18 protein-coding genes, 1 tRNA gene and 2 pseudogenes are annotated in these 16,487 nt (G+C 54.6%); 12 read left to right on the top strand and 9 right to left on the bottom strand.

All coding sequences use genetic code 11. The features are described from left to right. Positions 1–73: 73 nt before the first annotated feature. From PXT33_RS12055 to PXT33_RS12040, 4 genes are all read left to right on the top strand, one after another. Positions 74–922, top strand: coding sequence for a hypothetical protein (locus PXT33_RS12055; RefSeq protein ID WP_207698451.1), 849 nt, complete (start codon positions 74–76; stop codon positions 920–922). 65 nt (positions 923–987) lie between these two features. Continuing rightward, a complete protein-coding gene (locus tag PXT33_RS12050; protein ID WP_242702879.1) occupies positions 988–1,407 on the top strand; it encodes an EAL domain-containing protein in 420 nt (139 codons plus the stop codon). Between the two features lie 120 nt (positions 1,408–1,527). Then, complete coding sequence (locus tag PXT33_RS12045) at positions 1,528–2,472, top strand: GTP-binding protein (protein ID WP_332376643.1); 945 nt, start codon at positions 1,528–1,530, stop codon at positions 2,470–2,472. Positions 2,473–2,530: 58 nt separating this feature from the next. After that, positions 2,531–2,677, top strand: a complete 147-nt coding sequence (locus PXT33_RS12040; RefSeq protein WP_207698449.1) for a hypothetical protein — start codon at positions 2,531–2,533, stop codon at positions 2,675–2,677. Between the two features lie 51 nt (positions 2,678–2,728). Here PXT33_RS12040 and PXT33_RS12035 read toward each other — a convergent pair whose 3' ends face one another. Next, positions 2,729–3,244 carry a PTS glucose transporter subunit IIA gene (locus tag PXT33_RS12035; RefSeq protein WP_005944949.1) on the bottom strand — a complete coding sequence of 172 codons (516 nt, stop codon included), beginning with the start codon at positions 3,242–3,244 and terminating at the stop codon, positions 2,729–2,731. Positions 3,245–3,408: 164 nt separating this feature from the next. After that, complete coding sequence (locus PXT33_RS12030; RefSeq protein ID WP_005944946.1) at positions 3,409–4,431, bottom strand: low specificity L-threonine aldolase; 1,023 nt, start codon at positions 4,429–4,431, stop codon at positions 3,409–3,411. 171 nt (positions 4,432–4,602) lie between these two features. Here PXT33_RS12030 and PXT33_RS12025 point away from each other — a divergent pair, with 171 nt between their 5' ends. The 4 genes from PXT33_RS12025 to PXT33_RS12010 all read left to right on the top strand — a co-directional run bounded on the left by PXT33_RS12025 (position 4,603) and on the right by PXT33_RS12010 (position 8,024). Next, a complete protein-coding gene (locus PXT33_RS12025; protein ID WP_097775006.1) occupies positions 4,603–5,676 on the top strand; it encodes an ATP-binding protein in 1,074 nt (357 codons plus the stop codon). Then, positions 5,666–6,400 carry a response regulator transcription factor gene (locus tag PXT33_RS12020; protein WP_044954127.1) on the top strand — a complete coding sequence of 245 codons (735 nt, stop codon included), beginning with the start codon at positions 5,666–5,668 and terminating at the stop codon, positions 6,398–6,400. The genes PXT33_RS12025 and PXT33_RS12020 overlap by 11 nt, the downstream gene beginning before the upstream one ends. Continuing rightward, positions 6,397–7,719 carry an SLC13 family permease gene (locus tag PXT33_RS12015; protein ID WP_332376642.1) on the top strand — a complete coding sequence of 441 codons (1,323 nt, stop codon included), beginning with the start codon at positions 6,397–6,399 and terminating at the stop codon, positions 7,717–7,719. The genes PXT33_RS12020 and PXT33_RS12015 overlap by 4 nt, the downstream gene beginning before the upstream one ends. A gap of 218 nt (positions 7,720–7,937) precedes the next feature. Next, positions 7,938–8,024: transfer RNA gene (locus PXT33_RS12010), tRNA-Leu, on the top strand. 47 nt (positions 8,025–8,071) lie between these two features. On the opposite strand, the gene PXT33_RS12005 is transcribed toward PXT33_RS12010, so the two are convergent. The 7 genes from PXT33_RS12005 to PXT33_RS11975 all read right to left on the bottom strand — a co-directional run bounded on the left by PXT33_RS12005 (position 8,072) and on the right by PXT33_RS11975 (position 12,455). Further along, positions 8,072–8,329 carry a DUF4368 domain-containing protein gene (locus PXT33_RS12005; protein WP_347070555.1) on the bottom strand — a complete coding sequence of 86 codons (258 nt, stop codon included), beginning with the start codon at positions 8,327–8,329 and terminating at the stop codon, positions 8,072–8,074. A gap of 32 nt (positions 8,330–8,361) precedes the next feature. Next, complete coding sequence (locus tag PXT33_RS12000; protein WP_347070554.1) at positions 8,362–9,132, bottom strand: recombinase family protein; 771 nt, start codon at positions 9,130–9,132, stop codon at positions 8,362–8,364. After that, positions 9,129–9,779 carry a recombinase family protein gene (locus PXT33_RS11995; RefSeq protein WP_347070332.1) on the bottom strand — a complete coding sequence of 217 codons (651 nt, stop codon included), beginning with the start codon at positions 9,777–9,779 and terminating at the stop codon, positions 9,129–9,131. The genes PXT33_RS12000 and PXT33_RS11995 overlap by 4 nt, the downstream gene beginning before the upstream one ends. A 98-nt stretch (positions 9,780–9,877) precedes the next feature. Next, on the bottom strand, positions 9,878–10,063 hold the full coding sequence (locus PXT33_RS11990) for a hypothetical protein (protein WP_113992624.1): 186 nt from the start codon (positions 10,061–10,063) through the stop codon (positions 9,878–9,880). A gap of 374 nt (positions 10,064–10,437) precedes the next feature. Then, complete coding sequence (locus tag PXT33_RS11985) at positions 10,438–10,680, bottom strand: helix-turn-helix domain-containing protein (protein ID WP_113992623.1); 243 nt, start codon at positions 10,678–10,680, stop codon at positions 10,438–10,440. Next, a complete protein-coding gene (locus PXT33_RS11980; RefSeq protein ID WP_227622937.1) occupies positions 10,673–11,098 on the bottom strand; it encodes a sigma-70 region 4 domain-containing protein in 426 nt (141 codons plus the stop codon). The genes PXT33_RS11985 and PXT33_RS11980 overlap by 8 nt, the downstream gene beginning before the upstream one ends. 538 nt (positions 11,099–11,636) lie before the next feature. Beyond that, positions 11,637–12,455 carry an ABC transporter permease gene (locus PXT33_RS11975; RefSeq protein ID WP_332376692.1) on the bottom strand — a complete coding sequence of 273 codons (819 nt, stop codon included), beginning with the start codon at positions 12,453–12,455 and terminating at the stop codon, positions 11,637–11,639. Between PXT33_RS11975 and PXT33_RS11970 the strand changes: the two are divergent. The 4 genes and pseudogenes from PXT33_RS11970 to PXT33_RS11955 all read left to right on the top strand — a co-directional run. Next, positions 12,403–12,594 (top strand): annotated as a pseudogene (locus tag PXT33_RS11970) (cadmium-translocating P-type ATPase); the annotation flags it as partial. The gene PXT33_RS11975 and the pseudogene PXT33_RS11970 sit on opposite strands and share 53 nt — an antisense overlap. An 814-nt stretch (positions 12,595–13,408) precedes the next feature. Next, positions 13,409–13,825 (top strand): YjdF family protein, encoded by a 417-nt coding sequence (locus PXT33_RS11965; protein WP_156074781.1) that lies wholly within the window; start codon positions 13,409–13,411, stop codon positions 13,823–13,825. A gap of 175 nt (positions 13,826–14,000) precedes the next feature. Next, a complete protein-coding gene (locus PXT33_RS11960; protein ID WP_156074783.1) occupies positions 14,001–14,465 on the top strand; it encodes a hypothetical protein in 465 nt (154 codons plus the stop codon). Further along, a pseudogene (locus PXT33_RS11955) lies at positions 14,462–16,287 on the top strand (recombinase family protein). The gene PXT33_RS11960 and the pseudogene PXT33_RS11955 overlap by 4 nt, the downstream one beginning before the upstream one ends. Positions 16,288–16,487: the final 200 nt, after the last annotated feature.

Below are 16,487 nucleotides of genomic sequence, written 5' to 3'. Positions count from 1 at the left end.
CCCCTCTTACTGTATCAAAAATATACACCCACTCGCCGTTGAAATGGTAGCTGCCCACAAGGCCCGCACCGATGTGAACAACGTTTCTTCCATGGGCCGTGATGGCTCCGGCATCCGCATGATGATGTGGGCAGGCGCTACCATGGAGGCAGGCCCCCGTGCAGGTCAGGCAGCCGACATCAACAGCCGTCCGTCCTTCCCCTTCGGCGGTATCTGGCCCATCTTTGGCAACGACGGCAAGCGCTTCTTCAATGAGACCATCACCCGCCACGGCTCCGTGGGCTATCTGGACATGATGCCCGAAGGCCAGAAGATGCCCTACATCACCCATGGCTTCCTGCGGGCGGACAGCCGCAACAGCATGGGCTTTATCCTGCTGTACGGCAAAAAGAACGTCTCCCGCTACGGCTTCCGTCACTCGGTGCTGGAGGCCACACGCCGCCCGGTGTGCCATGTCATCCTGCAGCGCTGCGCGGGCAGGGATATGCTGGACGATGCCGCTGCCGAGGCCCAGCTGGCCGAGGCGGATGAACTGTTGACGGCTGTGGGCTTTGTGCAGTATCTGCCGCGGCGCTGGGCAAAGCCTGGCTGCGAGGATAAATTCTGGCAGGGCGCTGCTGCCGGCATGGATGTGCTGGCCTTTGGCCTTTGCGCCTGCACAAAGCTGGACGGCATGGAGACCACCAACACCGGTGACCTGAGCGTTTATCTTGCACACAGTGCGGATTATGAGCAGATCACTGTGTCCACCGTCCCGGCAAAAAAAACGAATAACAGCAGCAAAGCACAGCTTTTCCCAGTCAATGGGAAGGGCTGTGCTTTTTATTCCGATGGGTGGAAAGTTCTTCCGCTTTCTTGTGATCGTGAAGGTTTTTGCCGGATTTTGGTTACGCACCCGGAAAAAGATGGTATGATAAACTAGGTATAATCGGGTGATATGGTAGCCGGAACGTCCTGCTGCGTGAGCGCCCTCAGGGGAGAAAATCGATGAAAAAATATCTCAAAGCGGTCGTGTCCGGGCTGTGCGCCGCGGCGCTGGCCCTTGGCTGCGTGGGCTGCGGCAGCAGCGCCCGCAAGGTGATGGCCTACGAAGCCCTGATGCGCTCCGATATGGAAGCGCTGCGCTCACCCGCTACCATCATGAAGCTGGCGCAGGAGCAGGGCGCACTGTATGAAATCGAGCGGCTGACCTTCTTCAAATCGCTGGAGACCTTCGCCCACCCGCGCAGCATGCAGATCATTGCCGAGGGCGTGGAGACCGCCGCCGAGCTGCGCAAGGTCATCGAGCTGGGCGCGGATGCGCTGCAGGGCTACTTCCTTGCAAAACCTGCCGCCGTACCGGCCAAAATGGCACCTGCCGCCCGCAAGGTCATTGCCGAGTACAGCTCTGCATCCGACAGCGGCTGAATACGAACATAAAAAGTCCCGCAGAAATGCGGGGCTTTTTGCATCTGCCACTGGCGTATTACAGTTTGCTGCGGTATACTGGAACCGGGCAAACAACAGCACAGGAGGTGCTTTTTTATTATGGTACAGGTAGACCTTATCACCGGCTTTCTGGGCGCAGGCAAAACCACCTTTCTGCGTCGGTATGTCCGGTATCTGGTGGCACAGGGCCACAATGTCTGCATTCTGGAAAACGACTTCGGCGCAGTGAACGTGGATGCCATGCTGGTGCAGGACCTTCTTGGCCCGAACTGCGACCTTGAGACCATCAGCGGCGGATGCGACTGCGACACCCACCAGCGCCGGATGCGCACCAAGCTCATTGCCATGGCCATGCGCGGGTTTGACCGGGTGGTGGTGGAACCCAGCGGCATCTTTGATGTGGACGAGTTTTTTGATGTGCTGCGGGACGACCCGCTGGACCGCTGGTATCACATCGGCAATGTGATCGCCATAGTGGATGCCATGCTGCCGGAAACGCTTTCGCCGCAGGCTGAGTACGTGCTGGCATCCGAGACAGCCAACGCGGGCCGGGTGCTGGTCAGCCGTACCCAGCTGGCCGGGCAGCAGCAGACCGCTGCCGCCGTGGCCCACCTGACCCGTGCGCTGGAGGGCTGCAAGTGCTCCCGCCACTTTGCGCCGGAAGAGATCATCACCAAGGACTGGGCACGGCTTACCGATGCCGACCTTGCCGCCATTGCGGCCTGCGGCTGCAGGCAGGCCAGCTGCGAAAAGCTGCATTTTGATGAGCACGAAGCCTTCAGCTCTCTGTGCTTTCTGGAGCAGCACCTGACGCTGCAGCAGCTGAAGGCCGCTGCCGACCATCTGTTTGCGGATGCCGCCTGCGGCCATGTGCTGCGGGTGAAGGGCTTTGCACCGGACCCGCAGGGCACCACCGGTTGGCTGGAGCTGAACGCCACCGCTGCCGGCAGAACGCTGGAACCCATCCCGCAGGGGCAGGATGTGCTCATCGTCATTGGCGAAGGACTGGACAAAGCGGCCATTGAAGCCCGGCTCAAGGCCTGAATTTTCAACACAAAAACAACAGAATGGTGAAAAACAGAAGGAGAAAGAGAAGAAGGCCATGAACAAGACCCGGCAGGCTCCCTCAGCACGGCACATCATCGGCATGGTGGTGGGTGTTATCATCATCGCCTTTGGCCCCTTCATCCAGTTCTTCGATGGACATTTCTCCCAGAAGGCGCTGAAATATAAACAAGAAAAGGAATAACAAAAAAGGCGTGGGCCTCCGAATGGAAGCTCACGCCTTTTACGATTACGATCAGAACTTGAACAGCGGGGTGCCGGCCAGCACATCGCCCTCGGCCAGCATCTTCAGCTCGCCCATGTCATCGCCGTTGGTCACGATGATGGCGGTAGCGGTGGGATGGCCTGCGGCGCGGATGGCGTCCAGATCCACCTTCAGCAGCGGGGTGCCGGCCTTGACCTTATCGCCCACCTTGACCAGTGCCTTGAAGCCCTTGCCCTGCATCTCCACAGTGTCCATGCCAACATGGATCAGGATCTCGATGCCGTCCTCGCTGGTCAGGCCCACGGCGTGCAGGGTGGAAGCCACCTGTTCCACGGTGCCGTCAAACGGAGCATACACGGTCTTGCCGGTGGGCTCGATGCCGCAACCGGGGCCAAGGATGCCCTGTGCAAAGGTCTCGTCGGGGATGTCGGCCTGTGCCAGCACCTTGCCGCGGATGGGGGTCAGAACGGTCTTGCTCTGACCGAAGAATTTGACAGTCTCTTCCTGCTCGGTCTTGCCGCCGAACAGCTTATCAAAAAAGCCCATGTTAAAATACCTTCTTTCCGATCATTTCATAGAGCCAGCTGGCCGGAACGCTGTCCTGCAAGGCCCACCGTCTCCAACCCATTGGTCTACCCAAAAGATACCACATTGTGAAAGGAATTGCAATTGGTATCCCGCATAAAACCGGCAGAAAATCTTCGGCAGGGTCACATCAGGTCGATCAGCTGCTCGATCTCCTCCATGCGGGTGGCCCAGCTGGTGGCAATGCGCATCACGGTGTGGGTGTCGTCGTACTTCTCCCAGAAGCCGAACTTTGCCAGTGGCTCCAGCGCTTCCAGCTGGCTGTTTTCCAGAATGGGGAACACCTGATTGGTGGGCGACTCCATATAGAAGCGGTAGCCCTTGGCAGCAAGGCCCTCCTTCAGACGGTCTGCGGTTTCGATGGCGTTCCGGCTGATGCGGGTGTACAGATCGTCGGTGAACAGCACATCGAACTGCAGGCCCATCAGACGGCCCTTGGCAAGCAGCGCGCCCTGTTGCTTGACCATAGTCATAAAGTGGGCCGGTGCGCCGTGGGGGAACACCACGGCCTCGCCGCACAGCGCGCCCACCTTGGTGCCGCCGATGTAGAACACATCGGTCAGGCGGGCGATATCCTGCAGGGTAACATCGGTGCCCTTGGCCATCAGACCGTAGCCCAGGCGTGCGCCGTCCATGAACAGGGGCATGTGGTACTCCTGACACACAGCGTGCAGCTCTTCCAGCTCAGCCTTGGTGTACAGGGTGCCGTACTCGGACGGGTGAGAGATATATACCATGCCGGGGAACACCATGTGGTCGTGGTTGGCATCGGCATAGAAGGTGGCGCACCAGTCGCGCACATCGGCGGCGCTCACCTTGCCCTCGTGGGCGGGCAGGGCAATGACCTTGTGGCCGGTATACTCAATGGCACCGGCTTCGTGTGCAGCCACATGGCCGGTGGCAGCAGCCATCACGCCCTGCCAGCGCTGCAGCATGGACGCAATGACGATGGCGTTGGTCTGGGTGCCGCCGGAGATGAAGGTCACGTCTGCATCCGGACAGCCGCAGGCAGCGCAGATCTTTGCTTTGGCGCTGGCGCAGTAGGGGTCGGTGCCATAGCCGGGCACCTTTTCAAAGTTGGTCTCGGCCAGCTTTTGCAGGATGGCAGGGTGTGCACCCTCACAGTAGTCGTTCTCGAAATACAGCATATCGTTACTCCTGATCCAGTGAGATAAAGTGTTGATAGGGCTATTCTACTACGGGGGAGAGGGAGTGTCAAATCACGTCCCTCTTTACGGCAAAGGATTTTTACTGTATCTTTAGTTTTTCTATGGTATAATGCGGGAAACGGAATATATTATTTGGGAAGGGGAATGTGCATGAAAAAACAGACGCTTGTGCGGGATGCCACCGTAATGCTGCTGGCTCTGTTCGCCGCCTATGCCATGGTGATGCTTACACAGGCCGTTATGGGCCGCATTGAGGGCGTAGCAATGCTTATCTTTATGCTGGCGGTATTCGTCACCTCTATGTATACAGAAGGTTATGCGTGGGGCGTGGCGGCTTCGCTCATCAGCGTGCTGGCTGTGAACTTTGCCTTCCTCTCACCGTATTTCGCCTTCAACTTTACCCTGTCGGAAAACCTGTTCTCCGGCCTTGTGATGCTGGTGGTGTCCATCATGACCAGCACCCTCACCACCCGCATCAAAAAGCAGGAACAGCTGCGTATGGAAAGCGAGAAGGAGAAGATGCGTGCAAACCTTCTGCGCGCGGTTTCTCACGATCTGCGCACCCCGCTCACCTCCATCTACGGTGCCTGCTCCACTGTGATCGAAAATTATGACTCGCTGGATAAGGAAAAGACCATTAAACTGCTTGGCGAAGCCTGCAGTGATGCCCAGTGGCTGACCCGCATGGTGGAGAATCTGCTTTCCGTCACCCGCATCGACAGCGAGAAGGTGACGGTGCAAAAGACCCCCACTGTGCTGGACGAACTGCTGGATACGGTGCTGGTCAAGTTCCGCAAGCGCTACCCGGAGATCCCGGTGGAGTTGGAAACGCCGGATGCCTTTATCGTGATCCCCATGGATTCCATGCTGATTCAGCAGGTGCTGATGAACCTGCTGGAAAATGCCGCTCTGCACGCCGAGGGCATGACAAAACTGACCTTGAAGGTGTTCACGGTGGGCAATCGTGCGGTGTTCGAGGTGACGGACGATGGCTGCGGCATCCCCAGAGAACGGCTGAAAACGCTGTTCTCCGGCACCGACCCGGATGTACCGGCAGACAGCCGCAAGCACGGCATGGGCATCGGCCTTTCGGTGTGTGCGGCCATCATCAAGGCGCACGGCGGCGAGATCAAGGCCGAGAGCCGTCTGGGTGAGGGAACGACCATCCGCTTCTGGCTGGAGACCGAAGAAATTGAAATGGAGGATGCAGAAGATGAGCAATAACAAATTCAAGGTCCTGATCGTAGAGGATGAGGCAAATATCTGCAGCTTTATCGAAACGCTGCTCACCACCAACGATTATCAGGCTCTGGTGGCTCATACCTGTACCATGGGCCTGACCCTGTTCGCCTCCCACAACCCGGATCTGGTCATTCTGGATCTGGGCCTGCCGGACCGGGACGGGCTGGAATTCATCCGCACCGTGCGGCAGAAGTATATGACCCCCATCGTGGTGCTCTCGGCCCGCACCGACGAGATGGATAAGATCGAAGCGCTGGATCTGGGTGCCAATGATTACATCACCAAGCCCTTCAGCACCGGCGAACTGCTGGCCCGCGTGCGCGCTGCCCTGCGGCTGAACCGCTATAGTGCCATGCACGGCGGCAATGCCCCGGCGGGTGAGTTCCGCGCACAGGGAATGCGCATCAACTATGACCGCCGTAAGGTGTTTGTGGACGAGCAGGAGATCAAGCTGACCCAGACCGAATACAACATCGTGGCGTTCCTTTCCCAGCATGCGGGCCGCGTGATGACCTATGCGGCCATTGTCAAGGCCATCTGGGGCGATACCGACATCGGCAGCACCAAAAAGCTGCAGGTGAACATGGCCAATATCCGCAAAAAGCTGGGCAGCCGTCCGGGCAGCAATGCCTATATCCTCAATGAGCTGGGCGTGGGCTACCGCATGATCGACGAGGATGCCCGCAGCGGGGAGATCAACGAATGATACTTGCACTGATCCTGTTTGCTGTTACCTATGTATTGATGCTGCGGCTGCAGCAGTACCGCCCGTGGGTGGCACTGTGCAGTGCGGTGCTCTTTATTGTGCTGGGCGAGGCAGGGGTCTACGAGTTTTCACTCCGCGCCGCGCTGCAGGCCGTGGATTATAATGTGCTGCTCATGATGGCGGGCACCATGGGTACGGTGGCACTGTTCATCGAGAGCAAAATGCCTGCCCGCCTGGCGGAAATGCTTATCGTCCGTGTGCCGGATGTCAAGTGGGCGGTGTGTATGCTGGCGCTGTTCGCCGGTGTCATCAGTGCTTTTGTGGACAATGTGGCCACGGTGCTCATGGTGGCACCGGTGGGCCTTGCCATTGCCCGTAAGCTGAAGATCTCGCCGGTGCCGGTGCTCATTGCCATTGCGGTGTCCTCTAACCTGCAGGGCGCGGCCACGCTGGTGGGCGACACCACCAGCATCCTGCTGGGCAGCTTTGCCGACATGAATTTCTTCGATTTCTTCTGGATGCGGGGCCGTCCGGGCATCTTCTGGGGCGTAGAGCTGGGCGCACTTGCTTCGCTGGCAGTGCTGCTGTGGCTGTTCCGCCGCGAGACCCAGCCTATCGCCGCAAAGGTGGAGACTGAGGTGGAGGACGATGTGCCCACTGCCCTGATGCTGCTGACGGTGGGTCTGCTCATTGCGGCATCTTTCCTGCCGGAGCCTGCAGCCGGGCCGCTGCACACGGTGTACGAGCTGCGCAGCGGTCTTGTGTGCATGGGGCTGTGCCTGTTTGGCGTGGCGCGCGCCTGCCTGCGGGCAGGGTCGGCAAAGCCGCTGGCGCATGTGCTGGGCGAGCTGGACTGCGATACCCTGCTGCTGTTGTTTGGCTTGTTCATCGTGATCGCGGGCATCCACGCGGCGGGTGTTATCGACGCAGCAGCCCGGCTGTTCCATGCCGTGGCAGGGGAAAGCCCTTTCCGGCTGTTCACCCTGCTGGTGGTGGTGTCGGTGGTGCTTTCGGCCTTCATCGATAACATCCCTTACGTGGCCGCCATGCTGCCGGTGGTGCAGAGCATCGCCGCCCTGATGAACGATGGCGTGGGCGTGGAACCCTATGTGTTTTACTTCGGCCTGCTCACCGGTGCAACGTTGGGCGGCAACCTGATCCCCATCGGTGCTTCGGCCAATATCGCGGCCATTGGCATTCTGCGCAAAAACGGCGAGACCGTCACCACCCGCGACTTCCTGCGCATCGGCGTGCCCTTTACGCTGGCTGCCGTGCTGGCAGGCTATGCGTACCTGTGGCTGGTGTGGGGCAAAGTCTGATCTTCTGGCCTCCGGAACGGCTGCCTGCTGAAGAAAAAACAAAGAAACTCCGACCCTCCGCACCGCCGGAAAATCGGCCTGCAAAGGGCTTTTTTCGCGAAAGTATGACGTTTTGTAGTGAGGAAAAAGTTTTTTTGAAAAAATGCTTGACAATTCTGCCATATCTGGTATAATAACTATCGTTCCGAGCGTCACAGCTCACGAATACAACAGAATATGCGGATATGGCGGAATTGGCAGACGCGTTAGATTCAGGTTCTAATCGGGGCAACTCGGTGGAGGTTCAAGTCCTCTTATCCGCACCATGGCGAGTGTTCTTACAGCATTTGAAAAGCTGTAAGAACACTCGCTTTTATACAGCGAGTTCACAGGGGGCGTAGTTGACGACTACGCCTTTTCTTGTATTTACGGACACTTCCGGGATCGGCAGGGGCAGTACCGTTGGGATCTCGATCGTTCCGACGCAGTTATAGTGGATGCGAAGCCGCTGCTCCCAAACGCCGTCGATCTTCTCAGCATTAAACACTTCGATCTTCTCAACCAGTTCGTTCAGCATCCGGGGCGTCAGTTTCCTCGCTCTGGTGTACTTGCGAACAAGACCGATAAACATATCCGTTGTCATGGAACGGCTGCTCTGCTTCTCTATCTCGGAGCGGAGCTTTTTATTTTCTCCGACAGCTCCTTTTGCTCGTCCTCATACCGCCGGGACATTTTTGCGAAGCGGTCATCGGAGAGCTTGCCGGAAACATTGTCCTCATAGATGCGCTCAAAGAGACCGTCCAATTCTTCGTCACGGGCAAGGAGCGTTTTCAGCTCTTTTTCCTTCAGCTTGCGGTCTGTCTGTTCCGCCTGCTGAGAATGTCCGATCACCGCTTTTACAAACTCATCCTCATAGAGGCTGGCGAATTTCGTTAAGCGCCGTATCTCTCCCAGCACCACTTCCTCCAGGAAGTCCACACGGACATAATGGGTAGAAGTACAGGTGCCGCGGTTGCCCTTGTAGTTGGAGCAGTTGAAATACTTGATCTCCGGATTGCCCTGATTGAAATGAAAGTGAAGGTTGCTGCCGCAATCAGCGCAGACCAGCAGGCCGGAAAACATATTGTGTTCTCCATTGTTGGTGCGGCGCTTACGGATTTTGCCCCGCTTCTGCTGCACCTGCTCATACACAGCACGCTCGATGATCGCCTCATGGACGTCCTGGAACACCACCCAATTCTCACGGTCATTGTCGATTCGCTTCTTATTCTTGTAGGATTTGGAATAAGTTTTGAAATTGAGAATGTCACCACAGTATTCCTGCAGGGAGAGAATTTTGGTTATTGTGGAGCTGTTCCACTTGGTAGGCGGCTGCTGTTTGCCCTTGCCGGGGCGTTTGATGCCCTTCGTGAGCCAGTAGGCCCGCGGGGTCAGGACATCGTCCTTTTCAAGCTGGGCGGCAATCTGCTCTGTTCCGAACCCTCCAAAGTCATGCTGTAAACGCGGCGCACAACCTGGGCTGCCTCGTCATCCACGATCCAATGCTTCGGATCATTCGGGTCCTTGATGTAACCATAGGGAGGCTGGCCCATCGGCTCACCGGCATTGCCCTTGATCTTATTGCTGATGCGCCGCTTTTTGCTGATATCGCGGGCATACCACTCGTTGAACAGGTTGCGGATCGGGGCAAGCTCATTTTCGCCCTCTGCCGTGTCGATGTTATCCGAAACGGCCACCAAGCGGATATCATGGTTCGGGAAAAATTCTTCCGTCAGCCGTCCGACCTCAATGTAGTTTCGCCCCAGGCGGGAAAGGTCTTTGACAAAGACGGCGGCGGCTTTTCCCTGTTCCAACTGGCAGATCATTTCTACAAAACCAGGGCGATCCATCGTCACGCCGGAAATGCCGTCATCCAGAAAATGAACCAGATTTGTGTAACCCTTTTCCTTTGCGACTTTGGCAAGCAGTTTCTTTTGATTGCCGATGCTGTAGCTTTCGCCTTCAAGATTATCGTCACGGGAAAGCCTTTCATAGAGAAAGGCGGTCACGTCACGGGATTTTTTGTTATTCGACTGTTTCATAAGTCCTCCTTCCGTCAAGGCAGTCGAATAGCAAATATACTTGTACGAACACATTATACCGCCATTTGCTGCCTCTGTCAGCCGGGTTTGAAAGCTATTTACAGCTTTTCACTCTCGGACTTCATCAGGCGAAGGAGAACGCTACCCAGGGTATCCGGGCTTTCTTCTTTGAAAACCGGCTCAACAACGAACGACCGATTGCCAATGTGATAGGTCGTTTTTGCATCCAGAGGATTTTTCTCTGGTCTGCTGGTCTTGCCGGGATTTGTAGCTTTATCTTGCATGATAAAATCCCCTTTCATAAAGCATAAAGATAGCAATGAAAGAGGCAAAACGGACGGCTGCTGGCACAGCTCCACGGGAGTCTAACCCCGGCCCATGCTGATGGGTGCGGCGCACAATGCTTTTTGGGCGTTCAATGCGCGAGTATCTTTGACCCTGCCCGTGTGTCATCGCCCGCAAGCTGCCACGCTTGCTTTGCGGTCTGGTGTTTCTCGCTCTCTCCGCATGGAGGTCATGGCGCACCGACCGTATGGCTCGGCACAAACAGGAATGTATCCGTTTGCCTTATACTGCGGCGCTGGCCTCCCAACGGGCTTTCTTTGTCAAGGTGCGGAACACACCATGCGGAAAGGGGAACGCACGGCGGTCATCTGAATCAGGTCAGGTCAAAATCCAGAATCGCAATAATCAGCTTCGTTTCCAGTCTGCGGCGCAGATCATCGTCCACCTGAGAATGAGGACAGCCCTGAGGATCATAGCTTGTCCTTGTGGAAAGCGCCGCTATGTAGCCGGAGTAGTGGCCGATCACACGGTTTACCGCGTCAGGGTCGCCCTGGACAGCGGCGGTAATGACCGGATAAGGAAGAAGATTATTCCGGGAAGCTGCGGTGTCACGCATCCGTATCACCTCCCATCAGCTCTTTCAGCAGCCGATAGGATTTCAGCCTGCGGTTGTTGATCGTCCTGCGGGCCAGGTTCATACGCTCCGCGATCTCACGGTCCGCCATTTCCAGGAACCAGTACATCAGAAGGATATCCCGGTTGTCCTGAGGCAAGGCGTTCAGCGCATCGGCCAGCAGATCGTTTTCGATCAGGATCACATCACCGCCAAGAATGAAGGTGTTGTACTCCCAGGGATAACGGTCATAGGCCGCAAGCTGCTCCATTGCGTCCTCCGGCAGTTCGCTGAAAGGGATGCTGTGCTTCTTCCTGCGGCTGATCTCTCGATAGCCATTGCAGGCCTCGCACTTCAAGACCTTTTTGCAAAAGCTGTCAAAGGCGTGCTGCTTGTGTTCGGCGTGGCGATCAGGTTTCATGTTCTCACCTCCCTTCGTGCCGGGAGGCAGTTCTTTTCTTCCCCTTTCGCCCACTACTCGTTCTGCGGAAGGCTGTTTTGGCCAGCTCTGCCGGGAAAAATCAAAATTATTTTTTTCTGTCGCTCATTTGTGCGCTCCTTTCGTCCTGATCGGGTGGGTGGCCGGATCAGGCAAAGGGCGGAGCGCGGGGACAGTAGAAACATCCCCGATAACGACAAAAAGCGCCTGTCTGCAAAACGCAGACAGGAGCAGAAGAATTATAAAATCTATTTACATGATTTCTGTGTTCATACTCATAGCCGGGATAGTCCGATGGAGGGGCTACGCTTTTTTTAACTGGTGCAGATCATGGACGTTGCGAAAAAGCAAAAAGGACACGGCAATACCTCCCAGATACCGCCGTGTCCTTAAAAAGGGCGACTTTAACACACCCCCGTATTCTTATTTTTCGAAAAGAAAACGGCGGCTTTGATTTCGTATTAAAGCCGCCGTTTTTTATTTCGCGCAAATCTGCTGTTAGCGGCTCTGTGCGAATGATTTATAAAACTTGATGCTTTGCAAATACACGGCGAGAGATACCTGCACCAACTCCCAAAAAGAGCAGTGCTGCCGGGATTGCCCATATCGCATACAGCATCCCGTTACTCATTTGTTCCACCGACAGGAGCGAAATGGCTAGTACATGATAGATCGGAAGAAGTCCAACCAATCGGAACAATGGATTTACTTCGGTGATCGGCAGCAAAACGGGAAAAAGAAAAATTGCCATCGCCGCAACCAAAGCTACAATCTGATTTTTACTGATTGCAGATAGGAACAGTGTAATTCCCGTAACGCTAAGCGTACAGGTAAATGCCAGCAGAATTTGATATTTGAGCAGCGTACCGCAGGTGATATTAAAAGGGATAAACGCTTCCACATAGTCACTGGGGGCAAATAGAATACTGCAATCCAACCCTTCTGTTCCATAAAAAACAAAAGCAAGAAGCAGGTTAAATGCTGCAATCAGCGTGGTAGTGAGAATGGCGGTGATAATACCTGCAACCACCTTTGCAGTAGCGCATTTGGTTTTACCGTACTTGCTTGTCAATATGATATTATCAACACCTTCATACTCGCCGGAGAAAATCGGAGCAAGCATGATGATAACCGCAAGAGCAAGCGCGACAAAAACCCGCACCATGTTTCGGCTGGTGGAAAGCCAACCGTCCACATAGCCAATTTTGATTTCTTCATTGCCAAATACATCAGAAACACTTAATCCGTTCCAATTTCCCTCTTTATCAGAAAACCGTGAAAAGGCTGCCGATTGCATTGATGTTGCAAAGGCTACGAAACGGATTGTGATGCAGAACATCGTGATTGCTCTTGGCATCAAGAGCGTGTTCCTTGTTCTGGGCGCACTCGGCATGGCCGGTATGTGGGAAGCCGTGTTCGGTGATGTGGGTGTCACGATCATCGCTGTTCTGAACGCAATGCGGATTCTGAAGAAATAAGCACAAACAAAAACAGGGTGCGCCCACCCGGACGCACCCTGCAAAAATCCACACACGATAAGTAAGGCAGGGAGTTCCCCAGTGCTGGGTATTCGTAAAACAGTTTTCGAGAAATGACACGGCAACTGCCTGTCAGGATTGGTTACGAGTACCCGGCTAGGCCGAGGAAGCATCAAGTCCCATGTCCGCACCGTCAAGGTGTTGGGTATGGGGCTTTTTGCATTTCAGGAACGTGTACACCTCTGGCAAGGTGTAACACACTAGACTTTGTACCAAAGTCGTGTGCCAAAGGTGCTGCGCCCCTTAGAATCCCTGCTCACATCGCCTGTGGACGATGTGGATTCGCCGCATAGAAAGCTCCACAAAGGCGCACCCCGGCTGTTTGCGGCGAGGAAAAGGCACTTCTGCGGAAGTGTAATAACCCACTATGACACTTTCATCCCTGCGGCCTGCAAAGTGCCGTGGGCTCTCCGAGGGGAACGGTTGTATAAGGTACGTTTCGGGCGAATCGCTGCGTACGTGCGTACGGAAGGTTGGTACGCACGTACGCAGTAAAACGGCCAAATTCTCGTATATATGGGTGGTCATTTGACCACGAGTGTGGTATACTTCACTTGGAAAACCAATTAAGGCAGATATAATGCACAGGGATGTGCTTTATATAATAAAAGCAGGATAAAAACGCAACGCATTTCTTTCTGAGAGATGCCAGAGCTGGTAGGTAGCCCAGCCGTCTACACCGCACGGTGTAGGTAAGTAACCTTCCCTCCGGGTTGTCCGTTCCTGTAAGGATTTATTTCAGGAGGGTTTCGTTATGGACATTGATTCTACAAAGCTGACTGTATTTTTTGAGGATCCATTCTGGATCGGAGTATTTGAACGTATTGAGAGAAGAAAGCTTTCAGTGTGTAAAGTCGTGTTTGGTCCAGAACCAAAGGACTATGAAGTCTGGGAGTATCTGCTCAAAAATTACAGTCGGCTGCGCTTCAGTCCATCTGTTGAGACAGTTGTAAAGAAAGAGTCTGTGAACCCAAAGCGATTGCAACGACAAATCCGAAAGGAAACAGTTGCCACAGGAATCGGTACAAAGTCACAGCAGGCGTTGCAAATGCAGCGAGAAGAAAATAAGCTGGTGCGAAAAGCACTTAGCCGTAAACAACGCGAAGCAGAAAAGCAGCGTCAGTTTGAACTGAAACAGCAGAAGCGAAAGGAAAAGCATCGGGGCAGATAATGCCCCTTTGCTTTTATCTGGCAGGGTTTGGGGCAGGCACGCCCCAACAAGAAGCAGTCCCAAAGGGGCAGGAATTTTCAAGTATTGAAAATTTGTGGCCACGGGACGATTCTTGCTCTCACGAAAACCCATACTTTTTGAAAAACCGCTTTCCGCAGCCAAAGGAGGATGCACCATGAAAAAAGAAATCGAAGCCTTTGTCAACGCGGCCAACGAGCAGGAGTTGGATGCCGCATGGAACAACCTCTCGGCAGAGGAGCAGCGAGTTTTCGAGCAGCTCATGGAGGAAGACTCACCCGAGGATGCACTGGCATTTTTTGCCCAGCTGTATGACGACACCCCGAAGGAGCAAGCCAGCGAAACCGTGAGCATCTCCGAAAATGAAATCTATTTCAAGCGGCAGCCCTTGACCGAAGAGCAGAAGAAACACGGCTCTTATGTGGACGAGAACGGCAACCTCCATGTCAAGAACCTGTCCGCTTTCTGGATTCCAGAACTGACCACCACGGAGAAAGTCGGTCACACCACCTACACCGTGACCGGCAGCTATGAGGGCAAGGAATCCTTTTTGAAGAAGCTGGAGCGCATTGTTGCCAAGAACGCCCAGCAAAAATTTGAAGATGAGGGTGCAGACGAATGACAACTGCGCCCAATTCTGCTATACTTGACCCGGTAACCAATCCTGTACTGACAGTTGCTCCACAGAGTAAGGAGGACACAACAATGTCTGGAGCAACGAATAAAATCACCGCACTTTACTGCCGACTGTCGCAAGAGGACGCACGGCTCGGCGAAAGCCTGTCCATTGAGAACCAGAAGGCCATCCTTCTGGAATACGCCAAGAAGAACTACTTCCCGAACCCGGTGTTCTTTGTGGATGATGGCTACTCCGGCACGAACTATGACCGTCCCGGCTTTCAGAGTATGCTGGTCGAGATCGAAGCAGGGCGTGTAGGAATCGTTATCACGAAGGATTTATCCCGACTGGGGCGCAATTCTGCCTTGACAGGTCTGTACACCAACTTCACCTTTCCCCAGTATGGCGTTCGCTACATTGCCATTAACGACAACTACGACACCATTGACCCGAACAGCGTAAACAACGATTTTGCGGGCATTAAGAACTGGTTCAACGAGTTTTACGCCCGCGATACCAGCCGCAAGATTCGGGCCGTTCAGAAGGCCAAGGGAGAGCGTGGCGTACCGCTGACGGTCAATGTGCCGTACGGCTATGTAAAAGACCCGGAGAACCCGAAGCATTGGCTTGTTGATCTGGAAGCGGCTGCGGTCGTGAAGCGCATCTTCTCCATGTGCATGGAAGGCCGTGGGCCGACCCAAATTGCGAACCAACTGTGGGAAGATAAGGTTCTGACCCCTACCGCCTACAAGTTGAGCCATGGCCGGAGTACAAACGCACCTGCCCCGGAAGACCCTTATCGCTGGGATAAAAGAGCAGTAAGTTTGATTCTGGAACGCCGGGAGTACACTGGCTGCACAGTCAATTTCAAGACCTATACTAACTCTATCTGGGATAAAAAGAGACATCTGAATCCTGTGGAAAATCAGGCTATCTTCCCGGATACACATGAGCGCATTATTGACGATGATGTGTTTGAAAAGGTTCAGGAGATTCGTAACCAGCGTCACCGCATGACCCGGACAGGCAAGAGCAGCATTTTCTCCGGTATGGTCTACTGCGCTGACTGCGGTTCCAAGATGCAATATGGTTCGTCCAATAACAGGGACTTCAGTCAAGACTTCTTTGATTGCTCTCTGCACAAGAAGAACGGGAGCAAGTGCAAGGGACACTTCATCCGGGTAAAGGTTCTGGAAGGCCGTGTGCTGAACCATATCCAGCAGGTAACGGACTACATCCTTTGCCATGAAGACTACTTCCGCAAGGTCATGGAGGAGCAGCTTCGGGTGGAAAGCACCGAAAAGCTGACCGTCCTGAAGAAGCAGCTTGCCCGGAATGAGAAGCGGATCGCAGATCTCAAACGGCTGTTCATGAAGATCTACGAGGACAACGCCAGTGGAAAGCTGAGCGATGAACGTTTTGACATGATGAGCCAGAGTTACGATGCCGAGCAGAAGCAGCTGGAAGAGGACGTCCTCTCTATCCAGCAGGAAATCGAAGTACAGGAACAGCAAATCGAGAATATTGAAAAGTTCGTCCAGAAAGCGCACAAGTACGTCCATATTGAAGAACTCACCCCTATGCTCTCCGTGAACTGGTGTCCGCTATCTATGTGGATGCCCCGGATAAGTCCAGCGGAAAGCGGGTGCAGCACATCCATATCAAGTACGATGGGCTGGGGTACATCCTCTGGATGAACTGGAAGCAAAGAAAAGGCGTGACCGAAGTCACGCCAAATCTTCCCCATTTAGGGAACTTTTGCAAATACTGTTTTATGGGAACTCTGCTAGCGGGAACTTCCTGTTTTTCTTTGCCAGAGATATGAGCCTGTTCCGCCTGCCACGCGGCAAACTCCCGCTGACCTTCCTCACTGTTCCAGCAGGCAAGGATGGCCGGGTAGAATGCCCGCGCCAGACGGTCGATGACTTCATCGGGATAAGGGGAAGTATTTGTGGACTTTTTCTTTTTGTTCAAACGCACGCTCCTTTGATCGTCCCACCGTGGCAAAGCCAGGCGAGAAAATCA

Origin of the sequence: Faecalibacterium taiwanense (genome assembly GCF_036632915.2) — a bacterium.
GTDB lineage: Bacteria > Bacillota > Clostridia > Oscillospirales > Ruminococcaceae > Faecalibacterium > Faecalibacterium taiwanense.
This window is presented reverse-complemented; position numbering and strand designations above follow the sequence as displayed.

What these genes read in the sequence shown, in the direction of transcription:
- PXT33_RS12050 (WP_242702879.1), top strand. Translation starts at nt 988, where the DNA reads ATGAAAAAATATCTCAAAGCGGTCGTGTCCGGGCTGTGCGCCGCGGCG.
- PXT33_RS12045 (WP_332376643.1), top strand. Translation starts at nt 1,528, where the DNA reads ATGGTACAGGTAGACCTTATCACCGGCTTTCTGGGCGCAGGCAAAACC.
- PXT33_RS12040 (WP_207698449.1), top strand. Translation starts at nt 2,531, where the DNA reads ATGAACAAGACCCGGCAGGCTCCCTCAGCACGGCACATCATCGGCATG.
- PXT33_RS12035 (WP_005944949.1), bottom strand. Translation starts at nt 3,244, where the DNA reads ATGGGCTTTTTTGATAAGCTGTTCGGCGGCAAGACCGAGCAGGAAGAG.
- PXT33_RS12030 (WP_005944946.1), bottom strand. Translation starts at nt 4,431, where the DNA reads ATGCTGTATTTCGAGAACGACTACTGTGAGGGTGCACACCCTGCCATC.
- PXT33_RS12025 (WP_097775006.1), top strand. Translation starts at nt 4,603, where the DNA reads ATGAAAAAACAGACGCTTGTGCGGGATGCCACCGTAATGCTGCTGGCT.
- PXT33_RS12020 (WP_044954127.1), top strand. Translation starts at nt 5,666, where the DNA reads ATGAGCAATAACAAATTCAAGGTCCTGATCGTAGAGGATGAGGCAAAT.
- PXT33_RS12015 (WP_332376642.1), top strand. Translation starts at nt 6,397, where the DNA reads ATGATACTTGCACTGATCCTGTTTGCTGTTACCTATGTATTGATGCTG.
- PXT33_RS12005 (WP_347070555.1), bottom strand. Translation starts at nt 8,329, where the DNA reads ATGTTTATCGGTCTTGTTCGCAAGTACACCAGAGCGAGGAAACTGACG.
- PXT33_RS11995 (WP_347070332.1), bottom strand. Translation starts at nt 9,779, where the DNA reads ATGAAACAGTCGAATAACAAAAAATCCCGTGACGTGACCGCCTTTCTC.
- PXT33_RS11990 (WP_113992624.1), bottom strand. Translation starts at nt 10,063, where the DNA reads ATGCAAGATAAAGCTACAAATCCCGGCAAGACCAGCAGACCAGAGAAA.
- PXT33_RS11985 (WP_113992623.1), bottom strand. Translation starts at nt 10,680, where the DNA reads ATGCGTGACACCGCAGCTTCCCGGAATAATCTTCTTCCTTATCCGGTC.
- PXT33_RS11980 (WP_227622937.1), bottom strand. Translation starts at nt 11,098, where the DNA reads ATGAAACCTGATCGCCACGCCGAACACAAGCAGCACGCCTTTGACAGC.
- PXT33_RS11975 (WP_332376692.1), bottom strand. Translation starts at nt 12,455, where the DNA reads ATGTTCTGCATCACAATCCGTTTCGTAGCCTTTGCAACATCAATGCAA.
- PXT33_RS11965 (WP_156074781.1), top strand. Translation starts at nt 13,409, where the DNA reads ATGGACATTGATTCTACAAAGCTGACTGTATTTTTTGAGGATCCATTC.
- PXT33_RS11960 (WP_156074783.1), top strand. Translation starts at nt 14,001, where the DNA reads ATGAAAAAAGAAATCGAAGCCTTTGTCAACGCGGCCAACGAGCAGGAG.